At 66.0% G+C, this 14,925-nt stretch carries 15 protein-coding genes; 3 read left to right on the forward strand and 12 right to left on the reverse strand.

Annotation, left to right across the window (positions count from 1 at the left end):
* Positions 1 to 59: 59 nt before the first annotated feature.
* Entirely contained in the window at positions 60 to 1,733 is a 1,674-nt protein-coding gene (locus AC07VU_RS30075; RefSeq protein ID WP_495030999.1) for a nitrite/sulfite reductase, read from the reverse strand.
* Positions 1,734 to 2,214: 481 nt separating this feature from the next.
* On the opposite strand from AC07VU_RS30075, the gene ccoN reads away from it, so the two are divergent.
* Positions 2,215 to 3,642 (forward strand): cytochrome-c oxidase, cbb3-type subunit I, encoded by a 1,428-nt coding sequence (gene ccoN, locus AC07VU_RS30080; RefSeq protein WP_037035619.1) that lies wholly within the window; start codon positions 2,215 to 2,217, stop codon positions 3,640 to 3,642.
* Between the two features lie 81 nt (positions 3,643 to 3,723).
* A complete protein-coding gene (locus tag AC07VU_RS30085) occupies positions 3,724 to 3,951 on the forward strand; it encodes a CcoQ/FixQ family Cbb3-type cytochrome c oxidase assembly chaperone (protein WP_085530978.1) in 228 nt (75 codons plus the stop codon).
* Between the two features lie 53 nt (positions 3,952 to 4,004).
* On the opposite strand, the gene AC07VU_RS30090 is transcribed toward AC07VU_RS30085, so the two are convergent.
* Both AC07VU_RS30090 and AC07VU_RS30095 read right to left on the reverse strand, forming a co-directional pair.
* Positions 4,005 to 4,496 carry a hypothetical protein gene (locus AC07VU_RS30090; RefSeq protein WP_277588933.1) on the reverse strand — a complete coding sequence of 164 codons (492 nt, stop codon included), beginning with the start codon at positions 4,494 to 4,496 and terminating at the stop codon, positions 4,005 to 4,007.
* Positions 4,497 to 4,565: 69 nt separating this feature from the next.
* Complete coding sequence (locus AC07VU_RS30095; protein ID WP_277588934.1) at positions 4,566 to 5,372, reverse strand: helix-turn-helix domain-containing protein; 807 nt, start codon at positions 5,370 to 5,372, stop codon at positions 4,566 to 4,568.
* Between the two features lie 79 nt (positions 5,373 to 5,451).
* Between AC07VU_RS30095 and AC07VU_RS30100 the strand changes: the two genes are divergently transcribed.
* Positions 5,452 to 6,153 carry an aspartate/glutamate racemase family protein gene (locus AC07VU_RS30100; protein WP_495031000.1) on the forward strand — a complete coding sequence of 234 codons (702 nt, stop codon included), beginning with the start codon at positions 5,452 to 5,454 and terminating at the stop codon, positions 6,151 to 6,153.
* A 70-nt stretch (positions 6,154 to 6,223) separates the two neighbouring features.
* Here AC07VU_RS30100 and AC07VU_RS30105 read toward each other — a convergent pair whose 3' ends face one another.
* From AC07VU_RS30105 to AC07VU_RS30145, 9 genes are all read right to left on the reverse strand, one after another.
* Entirely contained in the window at positions 6,224 to 6,742 is a 519-nt protein-coding gene (locus tag AC07VU_RS30105; protein ID WP_053261000.1) for a GNAT family N-acetyltransferase, read from the reverse strand.
* 161 nt (positions 6,743 to 6,903) lie between these two features.
* A complete protein-coding gene (locus tag AC07VU_RS30110; protein ID WP_053260999.1) occupies positions 6,904 to 7,899 on the reverse strand; it encodes a LysR family transcriptional regulator in 996 nt (331 codons plus the stop codon).
* 99 nt (positions 7,900 to 7,998) lie between these two features.
* Entirely contained in the window at positions 7,999 to 8,952 is a 954-nt protein-coding gene (locus AC07VU_RS30115; RefSeq protein ID WP_495031001.1) for a peptidylprolyl isomerase, read from the reverse strand.
* Positions 8,949 to 9,485, reverse strand: coding sequence for a YbjN domain-containing protein (locus AC07VU_RS30120; protein WP_277588937.1), 537 nt, complete (start codon positions 9,483 to 9,485; stop codon positions 8,949 to 8,951). The genes AC07VU_RS30115 and AC07VU_RS30120 overlap by 4 nt, the downstream gene beginning before the upstream one ends.
* Positions 9,486 to 9,505: 20 nt before the next feature.
* Entirely contained in the window at positions 9,506 to 10,150 is a 645-nt protein-coding gene (locus AC07VU_RS30125; RefSeq protein ID WP_274306787.1) for a DNA repair protein, read from the reverse strand.
* Positions 10,151 to 10,198: 48 nt separating this feature from the next.
* Complete coding sequence (locus tag AC07VU_RS30130; RefSeq protein WP_495031002.1) at positions 10,199 to 11,893, reverse strand: putative porin; 1,695 nt, start codon at positions 11,891 to 11,893, stop codon at positions 10,199 to 10,201.
* Between the two features lie 43 nt (positions 11,894 to 11,936).
* Positions 11,937 to 12,644 carry an energy transducer TonB family protein gene (locus AC07VU_RS30135; RefSeq protein ID WP_053260994.1) on the reverse strand — a complete coding sequence of 236 codons (708 nt, stop codon included), beginning with the start codon at positions 12,642 to 12,644 and terminating at the stop codon, positions 11,937 to 11,939.
* Positions 12,645 to 12,647: 3 nt separating this feature from the next.
* Positions 12,648 to 13,073: an ExbD/TolR family protein gene (locus tag AC07VU_RS30140; RefSeq protein WP_007928991.1), complete on the reverse strand. Its 426-nt coding sequence runs from the start codon at positions 13,071 to 13,073 to the stop codon at positions 12,648 to 12,650.
* Between the two features lie 11 nt (positions 13,074 to 13,084).
* Positions 13,085 to 14,908 (reverse strand): DUF2341 domain-containing protein, encoded by a 1,824-nt coding sequence (locus tag AC07VU_RS30145; RefSeq protein WP_495031003.1) that lies wholly within the window; start codon positions 14,906 to 14,908, stop codon positions 13,085 to 13,087.
* Positions 14,909 to 14,925: the final 17 nt, after the last annotated feature.

The following is a 14,925-nucleotide window of genomic DNA, read 5'->3' on the forward strand; positions in this document are numbered from 1 at the left end:
TCACGGCTGTAACTCCTGGCTCACGGCTGTGCTTTCTATTGCGCGGTCGCGCTGGGGGCTCATGGCTGCGCCTCCAGCACTTTCGGGTAGACCCGCTCCTTGAACGGCTCCAGGCCGATGCGCTGCACGGTGTCGACGAACAGTTCTTCGCTCTCTCGGTAACGCACGAAGGTGGCGATGATGCGCTCGATCACCCCCGGCACTTGCTCGGCGCTGAACGACGGGCCGATGACCTTACCCAACGCGCTGTGCTTGCCCTGGGCGCCGCCGAGGGTGATCTGGTACCACTCGCTGCCGTTCTTATCGACGCCGAGGATGCCGATATTGCCGATGTGGTGATGGCCGCAGGCGTTCATGCAGCCGGATATGTTCAGGCTGATGTCGCCCAGGTCGTGCAGGTAGTCGAGGTTGTCGAAACGCGCCTGGATCGCCTGGGCGATGGGGATCGACTTGGCGTTGGCCAGGGCGCAGAAGTCGCCGCCGGGACAGGCGATGATGTCGGTCAGCAGGCCGACGTTGGCGCAGCCCAGGCCCTGTTCGCCGGCCAGCCGCCACAGTTCATGCAGCGCGGTCTTGGGCACGTCCGGCAGGACGATGTTCTGTTCGTGGGCGATACGGATTTCCCCGAAACCGAAGGCCTCGGACCAGTCGGCCACCGCCTCCATCTGCGCCGCCGTCACGTCTCCGGGCGGTGAGGCGCTGCCGGGCTTGGTCGACAGCACCACGCTGGCATAGCCCGGCACCTTGTGCGGCTGCATGTTGTGCGCCACCCAGCGTTCGAAGGCCGGCTCCTCGGCCAGGCGGCTGCCGTAGTCGAGATCGGTGGCCGGCTGGCGTTCGTAGAGCGGCGGCACAAAGGCACTGGCGACCCGCTGGTATTCGGCCTCGGTCAGTTGCGCCGGGCCGTCCTTGAGGTGCTGCCACTCCTCCTCCACCTCTTTGGCGAAGGCCTCGATACCCAGGGCCTTGACCAGTATCTTGATCCGCGCCTTGTACTTGTTGTCACGCCGGCCGTGGCGGTTATACACCCGCAGCACCGCCTCGACATAGGACAGCAGGTGCTGCCACGGCAGGCCGTCGCGGATCTGCTGGCTGAGGATCGGCGTGCGCCCCAGGCCGCCGCCGACCATCACCCGCAGCAGCATCTGCCCGCGCCAGTCGCGGTACAGGTACAGGCCGATGTCATGCATCATGATCGCCGCCCGGTCCTGGCGGGCCGAGCAGATGGCGATCTTGAACTTGCGCGGCAGGAACAGGAATTCCGGGTTGATGGTCGACCACTGGCGCAGGATCTCCGCCAGGGGCCGCGGGTCCATCAGCTCGTCGGCGGCCACCCCGGCGAAGGCTTCGGTGGTGATGTTGCGCACGCAGTTGCCGGAGGTCTGGATCGCATGCATCTCGACATTGGCCAGGCGTTCGAGGATGTCCGGCACCTGGGCCAGCTCGATCCAGTTGAACTGCATGTTCTGCCGGGTGGTGAAGTGGCCGTAGCCACGGTCGTAGTCGCGGGCGATGCTGGCCAGGGTGCGCATCTGCCGCGCACTGAGGGTGCCGTAAGGGATGGCCACCCGCAGCATGTAGGCGTGTTTCTGCATATACAGGCCGTTCTGCAGGCGCAGCGGCAGGAACTCCTCTTCGCTCAGCTCGCCGGCCATGAAGCGTTCGACCTGATCGCGAAACTGCGCCACCCGTTCAAAGACCAGGGCCCGGTCGTACTCGTCATAGTGATACATGTCACGGCCTCATCAGTGCTGACCCCGATCCCGCCCTTGAAGCCGCTGCAATCCTGTAGCCGCTGCCGAGCGCAGCGAGGCTGCGACCGAGTTGGGCGGCATCCCGACTGAGCGCTCGCAATCCAGGCTATGCGGTCTGGAAGACAGCACGCATGTGCCGGTCTTGCGGCTGCTTTGCAGCCGATCGCAGCCTCGCTGCGCTCGGCAGCGGCTACAGGGCCACGGGGTTATGCATTCCAGGGGTGAACCGGGGGTTTTGGTGTGGCGGTGACTATGCACTTGCGGCTCAGGACGTTACAGATTCAGGTAAACGCTAAAAAACCGTATCAGCAGCTCTCGGGCCTGTGCTGGCAGGCGGTCAATCTGATCCGTATTAATGCAGTTTTTCTGAGCCTGTTTTGTTTCGCCCGTGCTTTCTACAGTGCATGGCATGCCAGGCCGGGTGGCCTGGCAAGCCTTTGCAACCGTGGAAGCATTGACCATGAGCACAGCAACAATGGAACCGGCCTACAACTACAAGGTGGTACGCCAATTCGTCATCGCCACCGTGGTCTGGGGCGTGATCGGCATGGCCATGGGGGTGTGGATCGCCTCCCAGCTGGTCTGGCCGCAAATGAACCTCGACCTGCCCTGGACCAGCTTCGGCCGCCTGCGCCCGCTGCACACCAGCCTGGTGATCTTCGGCTTCGCCGGCAGCGCCCAGTTCGCCGCCAGTTACTACGCGGTCCAGCGCACCTGCCAGGTGCGGCTGTATTCCGACAAGCTCGCCGCCTTCACCTTCTGGGGCTGGCAGTCAGTGATCCTGATCATGCTGGTCACCCTGCCGCTGGGCTACACCACCACCAAGGAATACGCGGAAATCGAATTCTCCGGCGCGGTGTGGATGGCCGTGGTCTGGGTGGTCTACGGCATCGTGTTCTTCACCACCGTGGTGCAGCGCAAGACCAAACACATCTACGTCGGCAACTGGTTCTTCGGCGCCTTTATCCTGGTGATCGCCATGCTCCACGTGGTCAATCACCTGTCGATTCCGGTGGACTGGTTCAAGTCCTACCCGGTGTATTCCGGCGCCACCGACGCCATGGTCCAGTGGTGGTACGGCCATAACGCGGTGGGTTTCTTCCTCACCACCGGTTTCCTCGGGATGATGTATTACTTCGTGCCCAAGCAGGTCGGGCGCCCGGTGTATTCCTATCGCCTGTCCATCGTGCACTTCTGGGCGCTGATCACCCTGTACATCTGGGCCGGTCCGCACCACCTGCACTACACCGCCCTGCCGGACTGGGCGCAATCGCTGGGCATGGCCATGTCGCTGATCCTCCTGGCGCCGAGCTGGGGCGGCATGATCAACGGCATGATGACCCTCTCGGGCGCCTGGCATAAGTTGCGCACCGACCCGATCCTGCGGTTCCTGGTGCTGTCCCTGGCCTTCTACGGCATGTCGACCTTCGAGGGGCCGATGATGGCGATCAAGACGGTCAACGCCCTGTCGCACTACACCGACTGGACCATCGGCCACGTCCACGCCGGGGCCCTGGGCTGGGTGGCGATGATCACCTTCGGCGCCATCTACCACATGGTGCCCAAGGTCTTCGGCCGTGAGCAGATGCACAGCATCCCACTGATCAACCTGCACTTCTGGCTGGCGACCATCGGCACCGTGCTGTACATCGCCTCGATGTGGGTCAACGGCATCACCCAGGGCCTGATGTGGCGCGCGGTCAACGACGACGGCACCCTCACCTACTCCTTCGTCGAGGCCCTGCAGGCCAGCCACCCTGGCTTTATCGTGCGCTTCGCCGGGGGTGTGTTCTTCCTCAGCGGCATGCTGCTGATGGCCTACAACACCTGGCGCACCGTGCGCGTGGCCGACCCGCGCCTGGCCCTCAGCGACGCCCAGATCGCTTGATCGCCTGATCGCCCAAGAGCACGACACGGGCCACACCCGGCCCGCGTCGTTCATCCCTCCTGCAGCACAGCGAGCCCCCCGATGATCGAATTCGCCCTTGACCTGCTCGGCGTGACCTTCCTCTACCTCAGCATCGGCTACTGCCTGCGCCATCAATCGGCCAAGAGCCTCGACGACGCCAGCCTGATCCCCTTCGCCGACGACCCGGACGTGGCGCGCCGGGTGGAACTGGCCACCGGCAAGAAAATCGACGCCGTGGCGCCGGAACCGCAAACCGCCAGGCCCGGCTGGGGCAATGTAGAGATCTGAAGAATGCCCTTGATGGGTCTGGTAGACGCCCAGGCCACCAGACAGCTAGTGCCTTACCCACGCTCCCGGGGAATCAGCGCCTGCAACTGCGACGCCAGGAAGTTGCCGTCGAAGGTAAAGACGTCGGACTCCTTCAGGCCGTTGGCCTGGCGCCATTGCCAGCTGCCGTCGGCTAAGCCCATCAGGGACACGCTGCCGTAACGCGCGGCGGTCAGGCCCATGACCGCCAGGGAAATCTGCCCGGCGGCGCCCATCACATCGGGCACGAACTCCACCGGTTTGCCGGCGATGACGATGGTCAGTTTCTCGGTCTTGAAGGTCGAGGTTTTCACCGGGACGCTGGGGCTGAAGGCCAGGTAGGGTTCGCGGCTCAAGGCCAGCAGGTCCGGCATCAGCACCGGTGCCAGCCACTGCTGGATATGCTCGAACAGCTCGGTGATACGGCTCGCCCAGAGCACCTTCTGGCTTTCGAACAGCTGTTTCTTGTGGGCTTCGCTTTCTGCATAGCGCCGAAGCATCTCGCCCAGTTGCCGTATGTCGTCCATGTTCATGCCTCTTCGAGAAACCGCGGTTGCGGACCTTGAGCATGGCAGATGGGGGGTGTCGGCGTATGACTAAAAACCTGCGCGGTACTGGCTCGGGGTCAGGCCGAGTATCTTGCGAAAGGCGCTGCCCATATGGGACTGGTGGGCGAAGCCGGTTTCCAGGGCGATGGCGGCGAGCGGCAGGTCGCTGCGTTCGATCAGCCGGCGCGCCGCCTGCACCCGGACTTCGACCAGCCAGGCATGGGGCGTCATGCCGATGGCGCGGGTGAAGTCGCGTAAAAAGCGCAGTTCGTTGCGCCCGGTGCAGGCCGCCAGTTCAGTGAGCGACAGCGGCTCGGCGTACTGCTGCTCGATCAGCGTCAGCACCCGGCTGAACTCGGTGCGCCTGGCGGCCTTGGCCGGTGCTGGGTCGAGGGCGGCCAGGCCGGCGAACTGCAGGGCACATTGTTCCAGGGCCAACGGATCGCCGGTGGGTTCCAGCAACAGCCGCCGCGCCTGGCGTCCCAGCGCCAGGGCCCGGGCGTGTCCGGGCCGTTGCAAGCGTCGCGAACCGCGGGCGATGCCCAGGGCCTGGGGGTCGGCCAGCCAGCGCAGCAGCAGGTATTCACCGCCCTGGGGCGACTCGGAAAACACCTCGACCCCGGCCGGGGTCAAGGCCAGGGTTCCCGGCCAGCTGTCGAAATCCTCGCGCCGGTCGCTGCCGATGGCATGCACGCCCTGCTGGCGCTCCAGGCTCACGCCGAGGCTTTGCCACTGCAGCGGATCGCGCGCACTGTAGGCCGCGCGCGGCAGCAATTGCAGGTCGAGCGTGCCGCCCAGCAGTTCGCGGCGCAGCAGCTCGTGATCCTGGACTTTGCTGCTCAGCACGCCGGGCATGTGAAATTTCTTGATAGATCGCGGGGCTGCGTCACGGGACACTCTCGGCATTCAGGTTTGTCAGCAACAGGAGCTGTGTATGCGCACCATCGGCCTTATCGGCGGCATGAGCTGGGAGTCCAGCGCCGAGTATTACCGCCTTATCAACCAACAGGTACGAGACCGTCTCGGGCCGCTGCGTTCGGCGCGGTTGCTAATGTACAGCGTCGACTTCGGGCCTGTCGAACAGGCCCAGCACGCCGGGCGCTGGGACCTCGCGGCCGGGATCCTGGTGGATGCGGCGCGCCGCCTGGAGGCCGGTGGCGCCGAATGCGTGGTGCTCTGTACCAACACCATGCACAAGGTCGCCGACGAGATTCAGGCCGTGCTGTCGGTGCCCTTCCTGCACATCGCCGACCCGACCGCCGAAGCCGCCCTCGAGGCCGGCACCCTCAGCGTGGGCCTGCTGGGCACGGCCTTCACCATGGAACAGGATTTTCTCAAGCAGCGCCTGGTCGATCGCGGCCTCAAGGTACTGGTGCCGGACGCCGTGGACCGCCAGGCCGTGCACCGGGTCATCTACGACGAGCTGTGCGTGGGCGTCATCAGCGAGGCCTCGCGCCAGCGCTACCAGCAGGTGATCCAGGCCCTGATGGAGCGCGGCGCCCAGGCCATCATCCTCGGCTGCACCGAGATCGGCCTGCTGCTCAAGCCCGAACACAGCCCCCTGCCGCTGCTGGACACCACCGAGCTGCATGCGCGGGCGACAGTGGCGTTTGCCCTGGGCGATCAAGAGACATGATCTGTAACCGCTGCCGCAGGCTGCGATGGTCCGGGCGATCGCAGCCTGCGGCAGCGGCTACAGGGGCGAGTCAGGCCTGGGGCGTGCGGCGCAGGCGCGCCATGCTCAGGACGTCGACGTACTGGCCGTCGCGCACGGCGTAATCACGCAGCAGACCTTCGCGCTCGAAGCCGAACTTGCGGTACAGGCCCAGGGCGGCTTCGTTGTCGGCGAACACCGTCAGTTCTACCCGATGCAGGTTCATCCAGTTGTCCGCCACGTCCAGCACTGCCGCCAACAAGCGGCTGCCGACGCCCTGGCCCTGCCATTCCACCGCCACGCCCATGCCGACGCCGCCGCAGTGGGCGCGGCGGATGCGCGAGTACTGCTCGATGCTGCAACTGCCGATCACCGCGCCCTGGTGCAGCGCCACCAGCGATACCAGCCGTTCGTTGTTCGGCGCCAGGCGATTACGCCAGACCTCCGAAGGTTGAAACGGCATTTGCAGGGTCTGACAGGCGACCGCAGGGTCGTTGTACAGCGCGGTGACGCCCTGCACATGGGCTTCGCTGAAACGTTCGATGACGATGGTGGGGGTCTCGGCGGGCATAAGTCTTCCTTGGTTCATGCGATACGGCCGATGAGTGTAGAGCGCCAGCGCAGCGGATGGCGAGCGCCGGACACAGGAATTCTCTCCGTAGGAGCCAGCTTGCTGGCGATGCCTGCGCCGCGGTGTATCAGGCAGGACGCCATCGCGAGCAAACTTCGCTCCTACGGAGGCGTGCCGTCGAAGTCGAACCACTCGCTGCGTTCCCGGAAGGTGTTGAGGATCAGGTCGACCAGTTGTTGTACTTCGGCGTCGTGCTCCACTTCGGCGTTCACCGCCATCCACACCTGGCGCGCCATGGCCTCGTCGAACAGCCCGGGCAGTGCCGTCAGGCCACGGTCGAAGCGGCTCATGTAATGAGGCAGCAGGCCGATGCAGGCGCTGCAGCGGATCATCTCCAGCATCAGCTCGTAGGAATGCACCTGCACCACCCCCGCCAGGCGCTGCTCCACCAGCTGGTTCCATGGCCGCAGCGGCTCGACCTGACGGTCCTGCTGCCATTGCACCAGCATGTAGTCGGCCAGATCGTCCAGGCTGTCGGGGCGCGCCGCGACCCGCGAATACCGCTTGGCAATATGCGGCAGGTAGTCCAGGCGCACCAGCGGCTGCGGCGCGCTGGTGACGAAACTCGGCCCCGGCTTGGGTGAATCCACCCCGCCCAGCCACACCACCACGTCCGCGCTCAGGGCCCGCAGCGACAGCTCGCTGTCGATGGAGATGATCTCCAGGCGCACGCTGGCGTTGCGCCGCAACAGGGCAATCAGGTCGCGCCCGAGGATGTCGTGCAGGATCGATTCGGCCACGGCCAGGCGCAGCAGCGGCTGTTCGAGCACCGGTAGCATGCGCTCATGGGCCAGGGCGATCAGTTGCGCCTTGAGCTGCTGGCCTTCGCGGCTGAGGCTCAGGGCGCTGCCCTGGAAGCTGAACAAGGGGCGGCGCAACTGTTCCTCCAGGTGCGCCAGCTGTTTGCGCAGCAGCGTCGACTTGATGTTCAGGCTGCGCGCTGCCTGCATGAAGCAGCCGCAACGGGCGGTGACCAGGAAATACTGGGCCAGCTCCGGCTCGATCCCGGCGGCCAGGGCCAGCCAGGCTTCCCGGGGTTCGGCCTGGGCGATGTAGGGGGTGATGCCCGAGATCGGGACGGGTTCGAGAAAGGACATGAGTGACTCCCTGTCGTGTGGGTGATGGCATCCATTGCACGTTATTCATAGCAGGTTGGCCGGCGTTGCCGTCCATAGCGGTATCGGCCACACCGCCCCCTACAGCTTCTCCTCCAGCACCTTGTTCAACTGCGCGCCGTCGATACTCAGGGTCGCGGTGTCGAGCATGCCTTCCAGGTAGGCCTTGGCGATCTGTTCCTGGCGCTGCGCCCGCAGGGCCTGGGTCAGGCGTTCGCGCAACTCGTCCAGGGTCGCCGTGCGGGCCGGTTGCTGCTCGGTCAGCCTGAGCACATGAAAACCCGCCGCGCTCCGCACCGCATCGGACACCGCGCCGACCTTCAGGCGCGCCACCGCGCCGCGGACCTCGGGCAGCAGTTGCTGCAACGGCTGCAACCCGGAGTCGCCGCCACGCCGGGCGCTGTCGGGGTCCTGGGAATACTGGCTGGCCAGGGCGGCGAATTCGCCGGGGGCGGCCTGGGCCTTCTTGCTCAGTTCCTGGGCCTGCTTGCGCGTCGCCTCCAGCGCCTGCGGGTCATTCACCGCGAGGAAGATCTGGCTGACCCGGTACAAGGCCGGGGTCTGCCACTGCGCCTTGCCGGCGTCGTAGGCCTGCTGCAATTCGGCCTCGCTCGGGTAGCCGTCCGGGACTTGGCTGACCGAACGCAAGTAGTCGCGAAAGACGATCTGTTCGGTGGCCACCCGGGTCTGCAAGGCCACCTCCGGACGCTGGCGCCAGCCCTGGGCATCGGCCTGTTCGAGCACGGCCTTTTCCGCCAGGCGCGTGCGAATCCAGTTTTCCAGGGCCGGGCGATTGCCCCGCAGCTGCTCGCGGGACGCCTCGGGCAACGCCGCGAACAGCGCCTTGAGCTCCTCCGGTGCCACCCGCTGGTTGCCCAGGCGCGCCACCGCCGGGCCGTCATCGACCGGGCTGGCTAGCGCCACCCTGGGCTGTTGCGCCGCCACCAGATCGCTGCCCGGACGCATGCCCAGCCACACCGCCAGCGCCACCAGGGCCAGGGCGCCGACACCGACCACCAGGCTTGGCTTCTTCACTGCCCAGGCACCTCAACGACAGCCTCGGCGACGGCCTCGGGCACTGCTTCAGGCATGGTTTCTGGCGTGGCTTGCGGCGTGGCTTCAGGCTGGGCCTGCAGGCGCGCGGCGTGCTGGCTGTAGTCGCGCAGGTAGACGATGAACTCCTGCAACAGCCGATCCCACAGTTCCAGCTGGCTGCGCAGGTGATCGTGGCCAACCCCGGCCACCACCACGTCCATTTCCATCACCAGGAACTCGCCCTGCACCGACAGCCGGGCAAAGCGCCGCGAGGCGTTCCACAGCTCGGCCAGGCCCGCCGGCAACTCGCCCTGGACCCGCAGCGCGCAGCTGAAGGTGAAGTCCACATAGCGGCCCTGTTCAGCCCCCACCGCGTTGCCGAAGCGCACGGCGTAGCCGATGCCCTGGCTGGCGCTGAGCAGTTGCACGATGCCGTTCTGGTCGGTCTGGTTGACCCGGTAGCCGGCCCCTTGCAGCAGCTCGGTGAGGCTCTGCGGGGTGACGCTGGCGATCAGTTGCGCTTGTTCAGTCATGCTCGATTCTTCCCTGATATTCAGTGGGTGCTCGCTGCCCGGGGGGCATCGAACTGGGTTTTGTACAGCTCGTCGCCAAAGCCCTGGGCCAGTTCCTCGAACTTGACCCGGGCGCCGCCGGCGAAGGGCTGGCGGATTTTCATCACCTGCGCCACGTCGATCTTCTCGTAGGCCGCGAGGATCTCTTTGGCCACGCCATACATCTGCTGATTCTTGACCGAACATTGCTGCACTTGTGTGTCACGTTCGCTCAATTGCGCCTCAAGCCTGGCCCGTTCGGCCTCTTTGGCCCGGGCCATGACCAGCAGTTCGTCATAGGCCTTCTTGAACTTGCCGATCTGCTCGCTGCTGGCGGCCATCTGCGCCTGGGCCTGGCTGTGCAGGTTCTGCTGCTGGCCGGCCAGTTGCTCGGCGACACCGCGGGCCTTGGCCAGGTCGGCGCTCAGTTGCTTGATCTGCGCCTGCGCCTGCTTGGCCTGGTTCTCGGCGGCGACCCGGGCCGCGCTGGCCTGGGCCTGTTCGCTCTGCAGGGCCTGCAACTGCTGGGTGGTGCTGCGCAACTGGGTGCGCAGGCGCTCCTCCATGCCTTCGGCGCTGGCCCCGCTGGCCATCAGCACGCCCAGGGCCAACAACAGGCAGCGCCCTGCCCTGGCTCGCGTGTTCATCGCCGTGCTGTTCATAGCAAGACTGGTCATGACAATGCCCCTTGCGCCCTAGAAGCGCGTGTTGATTTCAAGCTGCAAGACATCGATGTCGAACGGCGCACCGTACACCGCCTCGGAACTCAGCCAGCGGCCGGTGGCGAAGACATTCTTGGCCAGGCCGTAGTTGCCACCGAGGAAATAACCCTTGGCGTTGGTGCCGCCGAGGTGGAACGAGGAATCGTTGAAGCCGTCAGGCAGCGCATCGGGCTGGATGTACTTGTAGCCGGCGAACAGGTTCCAGTCGCCCTGCTTGGCCAGCTCCAGGCTGTTGCCCAGGGTGAACTGCACCATCCAGGCGTTGGCGCCGCTTTCCAGCTCGCCGTCGCTGTCCAGGTTGTTGACGATCTGGCCCGCGGAGCGCTTGCGCATCTCGCCTTCGTCGTAACCCAGGTTGTGGACGTAGTTGGCCTGGCTGCGCAGCTTGAAGTTCTCCGGCAGGTCGGCGTCCCACACCAGGTTCAAGTCCAGCAGGTTGAACTCCGAAGCCAGGCCGACGAACTGCGGCTGCGCGGTGGCAGCCGGGTTGAGCGGGTTGGGCGTGATGTCGCGCAGCAGGAACACGCTGTTGCCCTTCTGCATGAAGGCCACGCGGCTGCCGTCGCTGTCGCAGCCCGGCGCCCCGGCCCAGGGTTCGCAGGCACCGGAGCGCTGGCCCTCGATGTCGTCGAAGCGGTAGTAGGCCAACGCGCCCTTGAGCCGGTGGTTGCCGTTGATCGCCCAGTTGGCGCCGATCTGCGCGCCGTACAGCCATTTGTTGTCGCTCTCTTCCTTGTCGAAGCCATTGCTGGTGGAGGTGTCGTTGGTGTACTCCACCGGGAACGCGCCGACCGTGCCGAACAGGCCCCAGTCGCGATTGAGCTTGTGGTTGAAGATCGCCGCCACACCGTCGAAATTCAGGTCGTTGGAATACAACAGGTCGGTGGAGAAGAACGGGTTGGCGATCCGCCCGCCGGTCAGGGTCAGCGCGTCGGTGGCCTTCCAGGTCAGGTAGCCCTGGTCGAGCCAGATGTCCTTCTTGCCGAACCCGCCGCCCAGGGTCTGGGTGGTGGACACCGGGTTGTTGTCCGAGCCGGTGCCGATGCGGATGCCGGCGGTCCAGTCCTCGGCGACCTGGGCCTTCATGCCCAGCCGGGCGCGCAGGCGGAACAGGTTCTCGCGGTCCTCGCGGGTGTTGAGCAAGGGCGGCAGGTTGGAACTGCTGTTGGGGTTGACGTCGTACGGGCCCTTGTCGTTGAGCTTGGCGAAGTCGACGATTTCGTTGCTGTTGCTGCCCGAGTAGTAGCGCGACTCGTCGCGCAGGCGAATGTCGCCGTCGAAACTGATGCGCGACACCCAGTCCGGGAAGGTATTGGGCTGGGCCCAGTTTTCCTGCTTGGCGGTGGCCATGACCTCGGCCTTGACCTGGTCGCGGATCTGGTCGCGGACGATGGCCGGCACGTATTGCACCCGCACATCCCCCGGCGTTGCCGCCGGTCCTGCCGCCACCGCGGTGCTGGCCTGGCGCGCCTGCTGCGCTTCGCGCTCGGCCTGGGCGATCAGGCCGTCGGCCTGTTCCTGTTTCAGCACGCCCTGCTGCACCAGCAAACGGATCAGATTGATCGTGGCGTTTTCCGAGGGCGCAGCGGGCGCGGCCGCTACCGGTCCCACCAGGGTCGCGATGACCATGCCGATCGCCAGGGACAATCGATTCACGTTGGAAATCATTTGCACACAGCTCCTTTTGGCAAAACTTGCATCAGTCGTTCGGTTAACCCGGACGCCGCCCCTGCAGGGACAGGCGTACAGGCAGGGTCAGGGAGGCCGGTGGCCGCTCCGTCAAATGCGCCGCGCCGCGCAAGGCGGCCAGCACCTGGGTGTCGATTTGCGGGTTGCCGCTGGACTTGACCAGCTCGACCCGGGTGATCTCGCCGACGGCGCTCAGCCAGACGTCGGTTTGCAGCGAAAAGGCCTGGTTGCGCAGGTCCGGGTTTTCCCGCAGCACGCGCTGGAAGGTGAAGGCCAGGAACTGGCTGTAGGTGCCGTTGCCCAGGCGCCCACCGCCGGAGCCGGCCATGCCACCGCCCTTGCCGGCGCCGATATTGAAAGCGTCGCTGCCGGCCTGGGCATCGCCATCCATCTGCATGGGATTGGCCAGGTCGTCCACCGGCGACGGCGGTGCCTCTTCCTCGGGCTTGACCTGCTCCGGCTCCGGGGTCGGTTCCGGTTCGGGCACCTTCTCCTCGACCGGCGGCTCCGGCTCCTTGGGCTTTTCCGGCGGCGGTGGCGGTGGTGGCGGCAGCGGGATGATGGTCGGCACCTTGGGCGCCTCACGGCGCACGCCGCTCATGTCGTTGGCCCACTGCCAGAGCAGCCAGGCGGCGCCGGCGCCCAGCAGCAGGCCCACGCCCCACTTGAGCAGGCGCGGCGCCGTGCGGTTCTTCACTGGCGGCAACTGGATAGGTTGTTGTGCGGTCATGGCTCAGCCCTGGCTCGGTTTGCCGGTGACCAGCCCGACCTGGGACAGCTCCAGCCGGCGCAACAGGTCCAGGACCTCGATGACCTTCTGGTACTGCACCGTGGCGTCGCCGCGCACGATCACCGGGAAGTCCGGGTTCAAGGCCTTTTCCATGCGCAGGCGTTCTTCCAGCTCCGGCAGCGTCACCGGGTAGGCGTCGAGGAACACCTGGCCGCCGTCGTTGACCGAGATCGCCTTGGTCTTGGCCTCGGACAGCGACACCGAAGCGCTGGCCTTGGGCAGGTTGATCTGGATCCCGGAGACCTGGGCGGTGGCGGTGAGGATGAACATCACCAGCACCACCATCAGCACGTCCACCAGGGGCGTGATGTTGATGCTGTCCACTGGCGCGTCGTCATCGTCGTCGTGGGAGGCGTTCACAGAAGCCATGACGTTTCTCCTCAGGCCGGCACGCTGGCGTTATGAGCCCGCGCGGGCGCGGCTTCACTGGACTGGCTGGCGCCATGCAACTCGGCCAGGCGGGTGATGAACTCGTCGACGAACACCCGCATGTCGGCACTGACTTCCTTGTTGCGGGTGATCAGCCGGTTGTAGCCAAACAGCGCCGGGATCGCGACGAACAGGCCCATGGCGGTGGCCAGCAGGGCCGCGGCCATGCCCGGGGCGATGGCGTTGATGTTCACGTCGCCGGCCATGGCCGTGCCGAGGAACACCACCATGATCCCCAGCACCGTGCCCAGCAGGCCGATGTAGGGCCCGCCGGCGATGGCGTTGGACAGGGTCGAGAGCTTGGAACCGAGCTGCTGGTTCTCGCGGGTGCGCACGCCGTCCATGGAGCAGCGGATGGCCTCGATGGTCGCCGCCGAGACCGACGAGGTGTCGGCGCCCTGCTCGCGACGGGTGCGGATCTCCTGGACCGCCACCTGGTACAGGCGCCACAGCGAGGAATGCTCCAGGCGCTGGGCCAGCTCGCGATCGTCGACGAACATTTCCAGGCGGGTGCCGACCCGGGCGAACTGCTCGCGGAACAGCTGGTTGGCACTGCTGACGCGGCCGACCATGCGGTTCTTGCGGATCATGATGATCCACGACTGGAACATCATCAGCACCAGCACCGCGATGATCACCCAGGCGTCCACCGGCACGGCCTTGAGCAAAAAGCCCAGGCTGCCGAAACCGAAGCCCGACTGTTCTTCATCGACGCCGTACACCACCAGCTTCGACTCGGCGCCCTGGGCCACGGCATCGGCCAGCAGCAGGCCAGCGGGACGGGCCACCTTGGACAGGCGCAGCTCGTCGATGGCGCCATTGAACGGCAGGAAGGCACTGGCCTCGGCCGCTGCCCCTGGCGTTGATGCCGGCGGCAAATCGGCGCCGATGGCCAGCGGCGAATTGAACGCCGGCAGCGCCACCGCCAGGCGCGCGCTTTCGCGGCCATTGACCAACAATGCCAACTGGCTGCCCTGGGCGGTCAGGGCCAGGTGCTGCCACTGCCCGGGATTGAGCGGCTGGGTCGACACCGCGCGCTGGCCGTCGACCTCGACAAAAGGCACGCCCTGGTTGACCCCGATCAGCAGGCTGCTGGCCCCTTCACGCCGGGCCAGCAGCAACTGTTCGCCGCTGGCCTGGTCCAGACGCAGCCAGGCACTGAAGGTAAAGGCGCCGTCGGCGCTGTGTTGCAGCGACGGGCTGGCCGGCAACAGCAGCGGCTGGCCGTTGAACTGCAAGGCCCGGCCAATGACCCCGTCGATGCTCGCGCCGGTGGCGTTCTGCGCATGGTTGCCGTAGGCCGTGGTGTCCTTGGCCGGGGTGCCGTTGGCACCGTCGAAGTGATAGAGGGCGATGTAGTTCGGGTCGAAGGTCAGCTGGCCGTTGGCGGTCGCCGGGGCCTTCTGGTTGCCGTAGTACATCCAGATGTCCTGGCGCTGGCCGCCCTCCACGTTCGGCACATCGACCCAGACCAGGGCCATACCCATCAGCGGATCGAAGCTTTCGATCTGGTGGTTGAACACGGTCTTGTCATCGGCGCTGACGAAGCGCAGGTCGGAGCCGTCTTCCTTGACCCCGTCGAAGCTGAAGTTGCCGGTGTGCAGGCGCACCAGCAGCGCGGTGCGGCCCAGGGCCTGGTTGATGGCCGCGCCTTGCGGCGTGGTGTCGATCGAGATCTGCTTGCGGTAGTGCCAGTCGTCCTGCCACCACGCCTGGGCGGTCGCCGGGAGCACCAAGCCCAGGCAGATCAACAGGGAAATCAGTAAGCGCTGCATGAAAGTTACTCCGTGAA

Source organism: Pseudomonas sp. GW821-FHT02B10, assembly GCF_059421865.1.

Bases quoted from the DNA above. Each gene is read 5' to 3' on its own strand.
- AC07VU_RS30145 (WP_495031003.1), bottom strand. From the start codon at position 14,908: ATGCAGCGCTTACTGATTTCCCTGTTGATCTGCCTGGGCTTGGTGCTC.
- AC07VU_RS30140 (WP_007928991.1), bottom strand. From the start codon at position 13,073: ATGGCTTCTGTGAACGCCTCCCACGACGACGATGACGACGCGCCAGTG.
- AC07VU_RS30090 (WP_277588933.1), bottom strand. From the start codon at position 4,496: ATGGACGACATACGGCAACTGGGCGAGATGCTTCGGCGCTATGCAGAA.
- AC07VU_RS30130 (WP_495031002.1), bottom strand. From the start codon at position 11,893: ATGATTTCCAACGTGAATCGATTGTCCCTGGCGATCGGCATGGTCATC.
- AC07VU_RS30075 (WP_495030999.1), bottom strand. From the start codon at position 1,733: ATGTATCACTATGACGAGTACGACCGGGCCCTGGTCTTTGAACGGGTG.
- AC07VU_RS30120 (WP_277588937.1), bottom strand. From the start codon at position 9,485: ATGACTGAACAAGCGCAACTGATCGCCAGCGTCACCCCGCAGAGCCTC.
- AC07VU_RS30110 (WP_053260999.1), bottom strand. From the start codon at position 7,899: ATGTCCTTTCTCGAACCCGTCCCGATCTCGGGCATCACCCCCTACATC.
- AC07VU_RS30100 (WP_495031000.1), top strand. From the start codon at position 5,452: ATGCGCACCATCGGCCTTATCGGCGGCATGAGCTGGGAGTCCAGCGCC.
- AC07VU_RS30085 (WP_085530978.1), top strand. From the start codon at position 3,724: ATGATCGAATTCGCCCTTGACCTGCTCGGCGTGACCTTCCTCTACCTC.
- ccoN (WP_037035619.1), top strand. From the start codon at position 2,215: ATGAGCACAGCAACAATGGAACCGGCCTACAACTACAAGGTGGTACGC.
- AC07VU_RS30105 (WP_053261000.1), bottom strand. From the start codon at position 6,742: ATGCCCGCCGAGACCCCCACCATCGTCATCGAACGTTTCAGCGAAGCC.
- AC07VU_RS30095 (WP_277588934.1), bottom strand. From the start codon at position 5,372: ATGCCCGGCGTGCTGAGCAGCAAAGTCCAGGATCACGAGCTGCTGCGC.
- AC07VU_RS30135 (WP_053260994.1), bottom strand. From the start codon at position 12,644: ATGACCGCACAACAACCTATCCAGTTGCCGCCAGTGAAGAACCGCACG.
- AC07VU_RS30125 (WP_274306787.1), bottom strand. From the start codon at position 10,150: ATGAACACGCGAGCCAGGGCAGGGCGCTGCCTGTTGTTGGCCCTGGGC.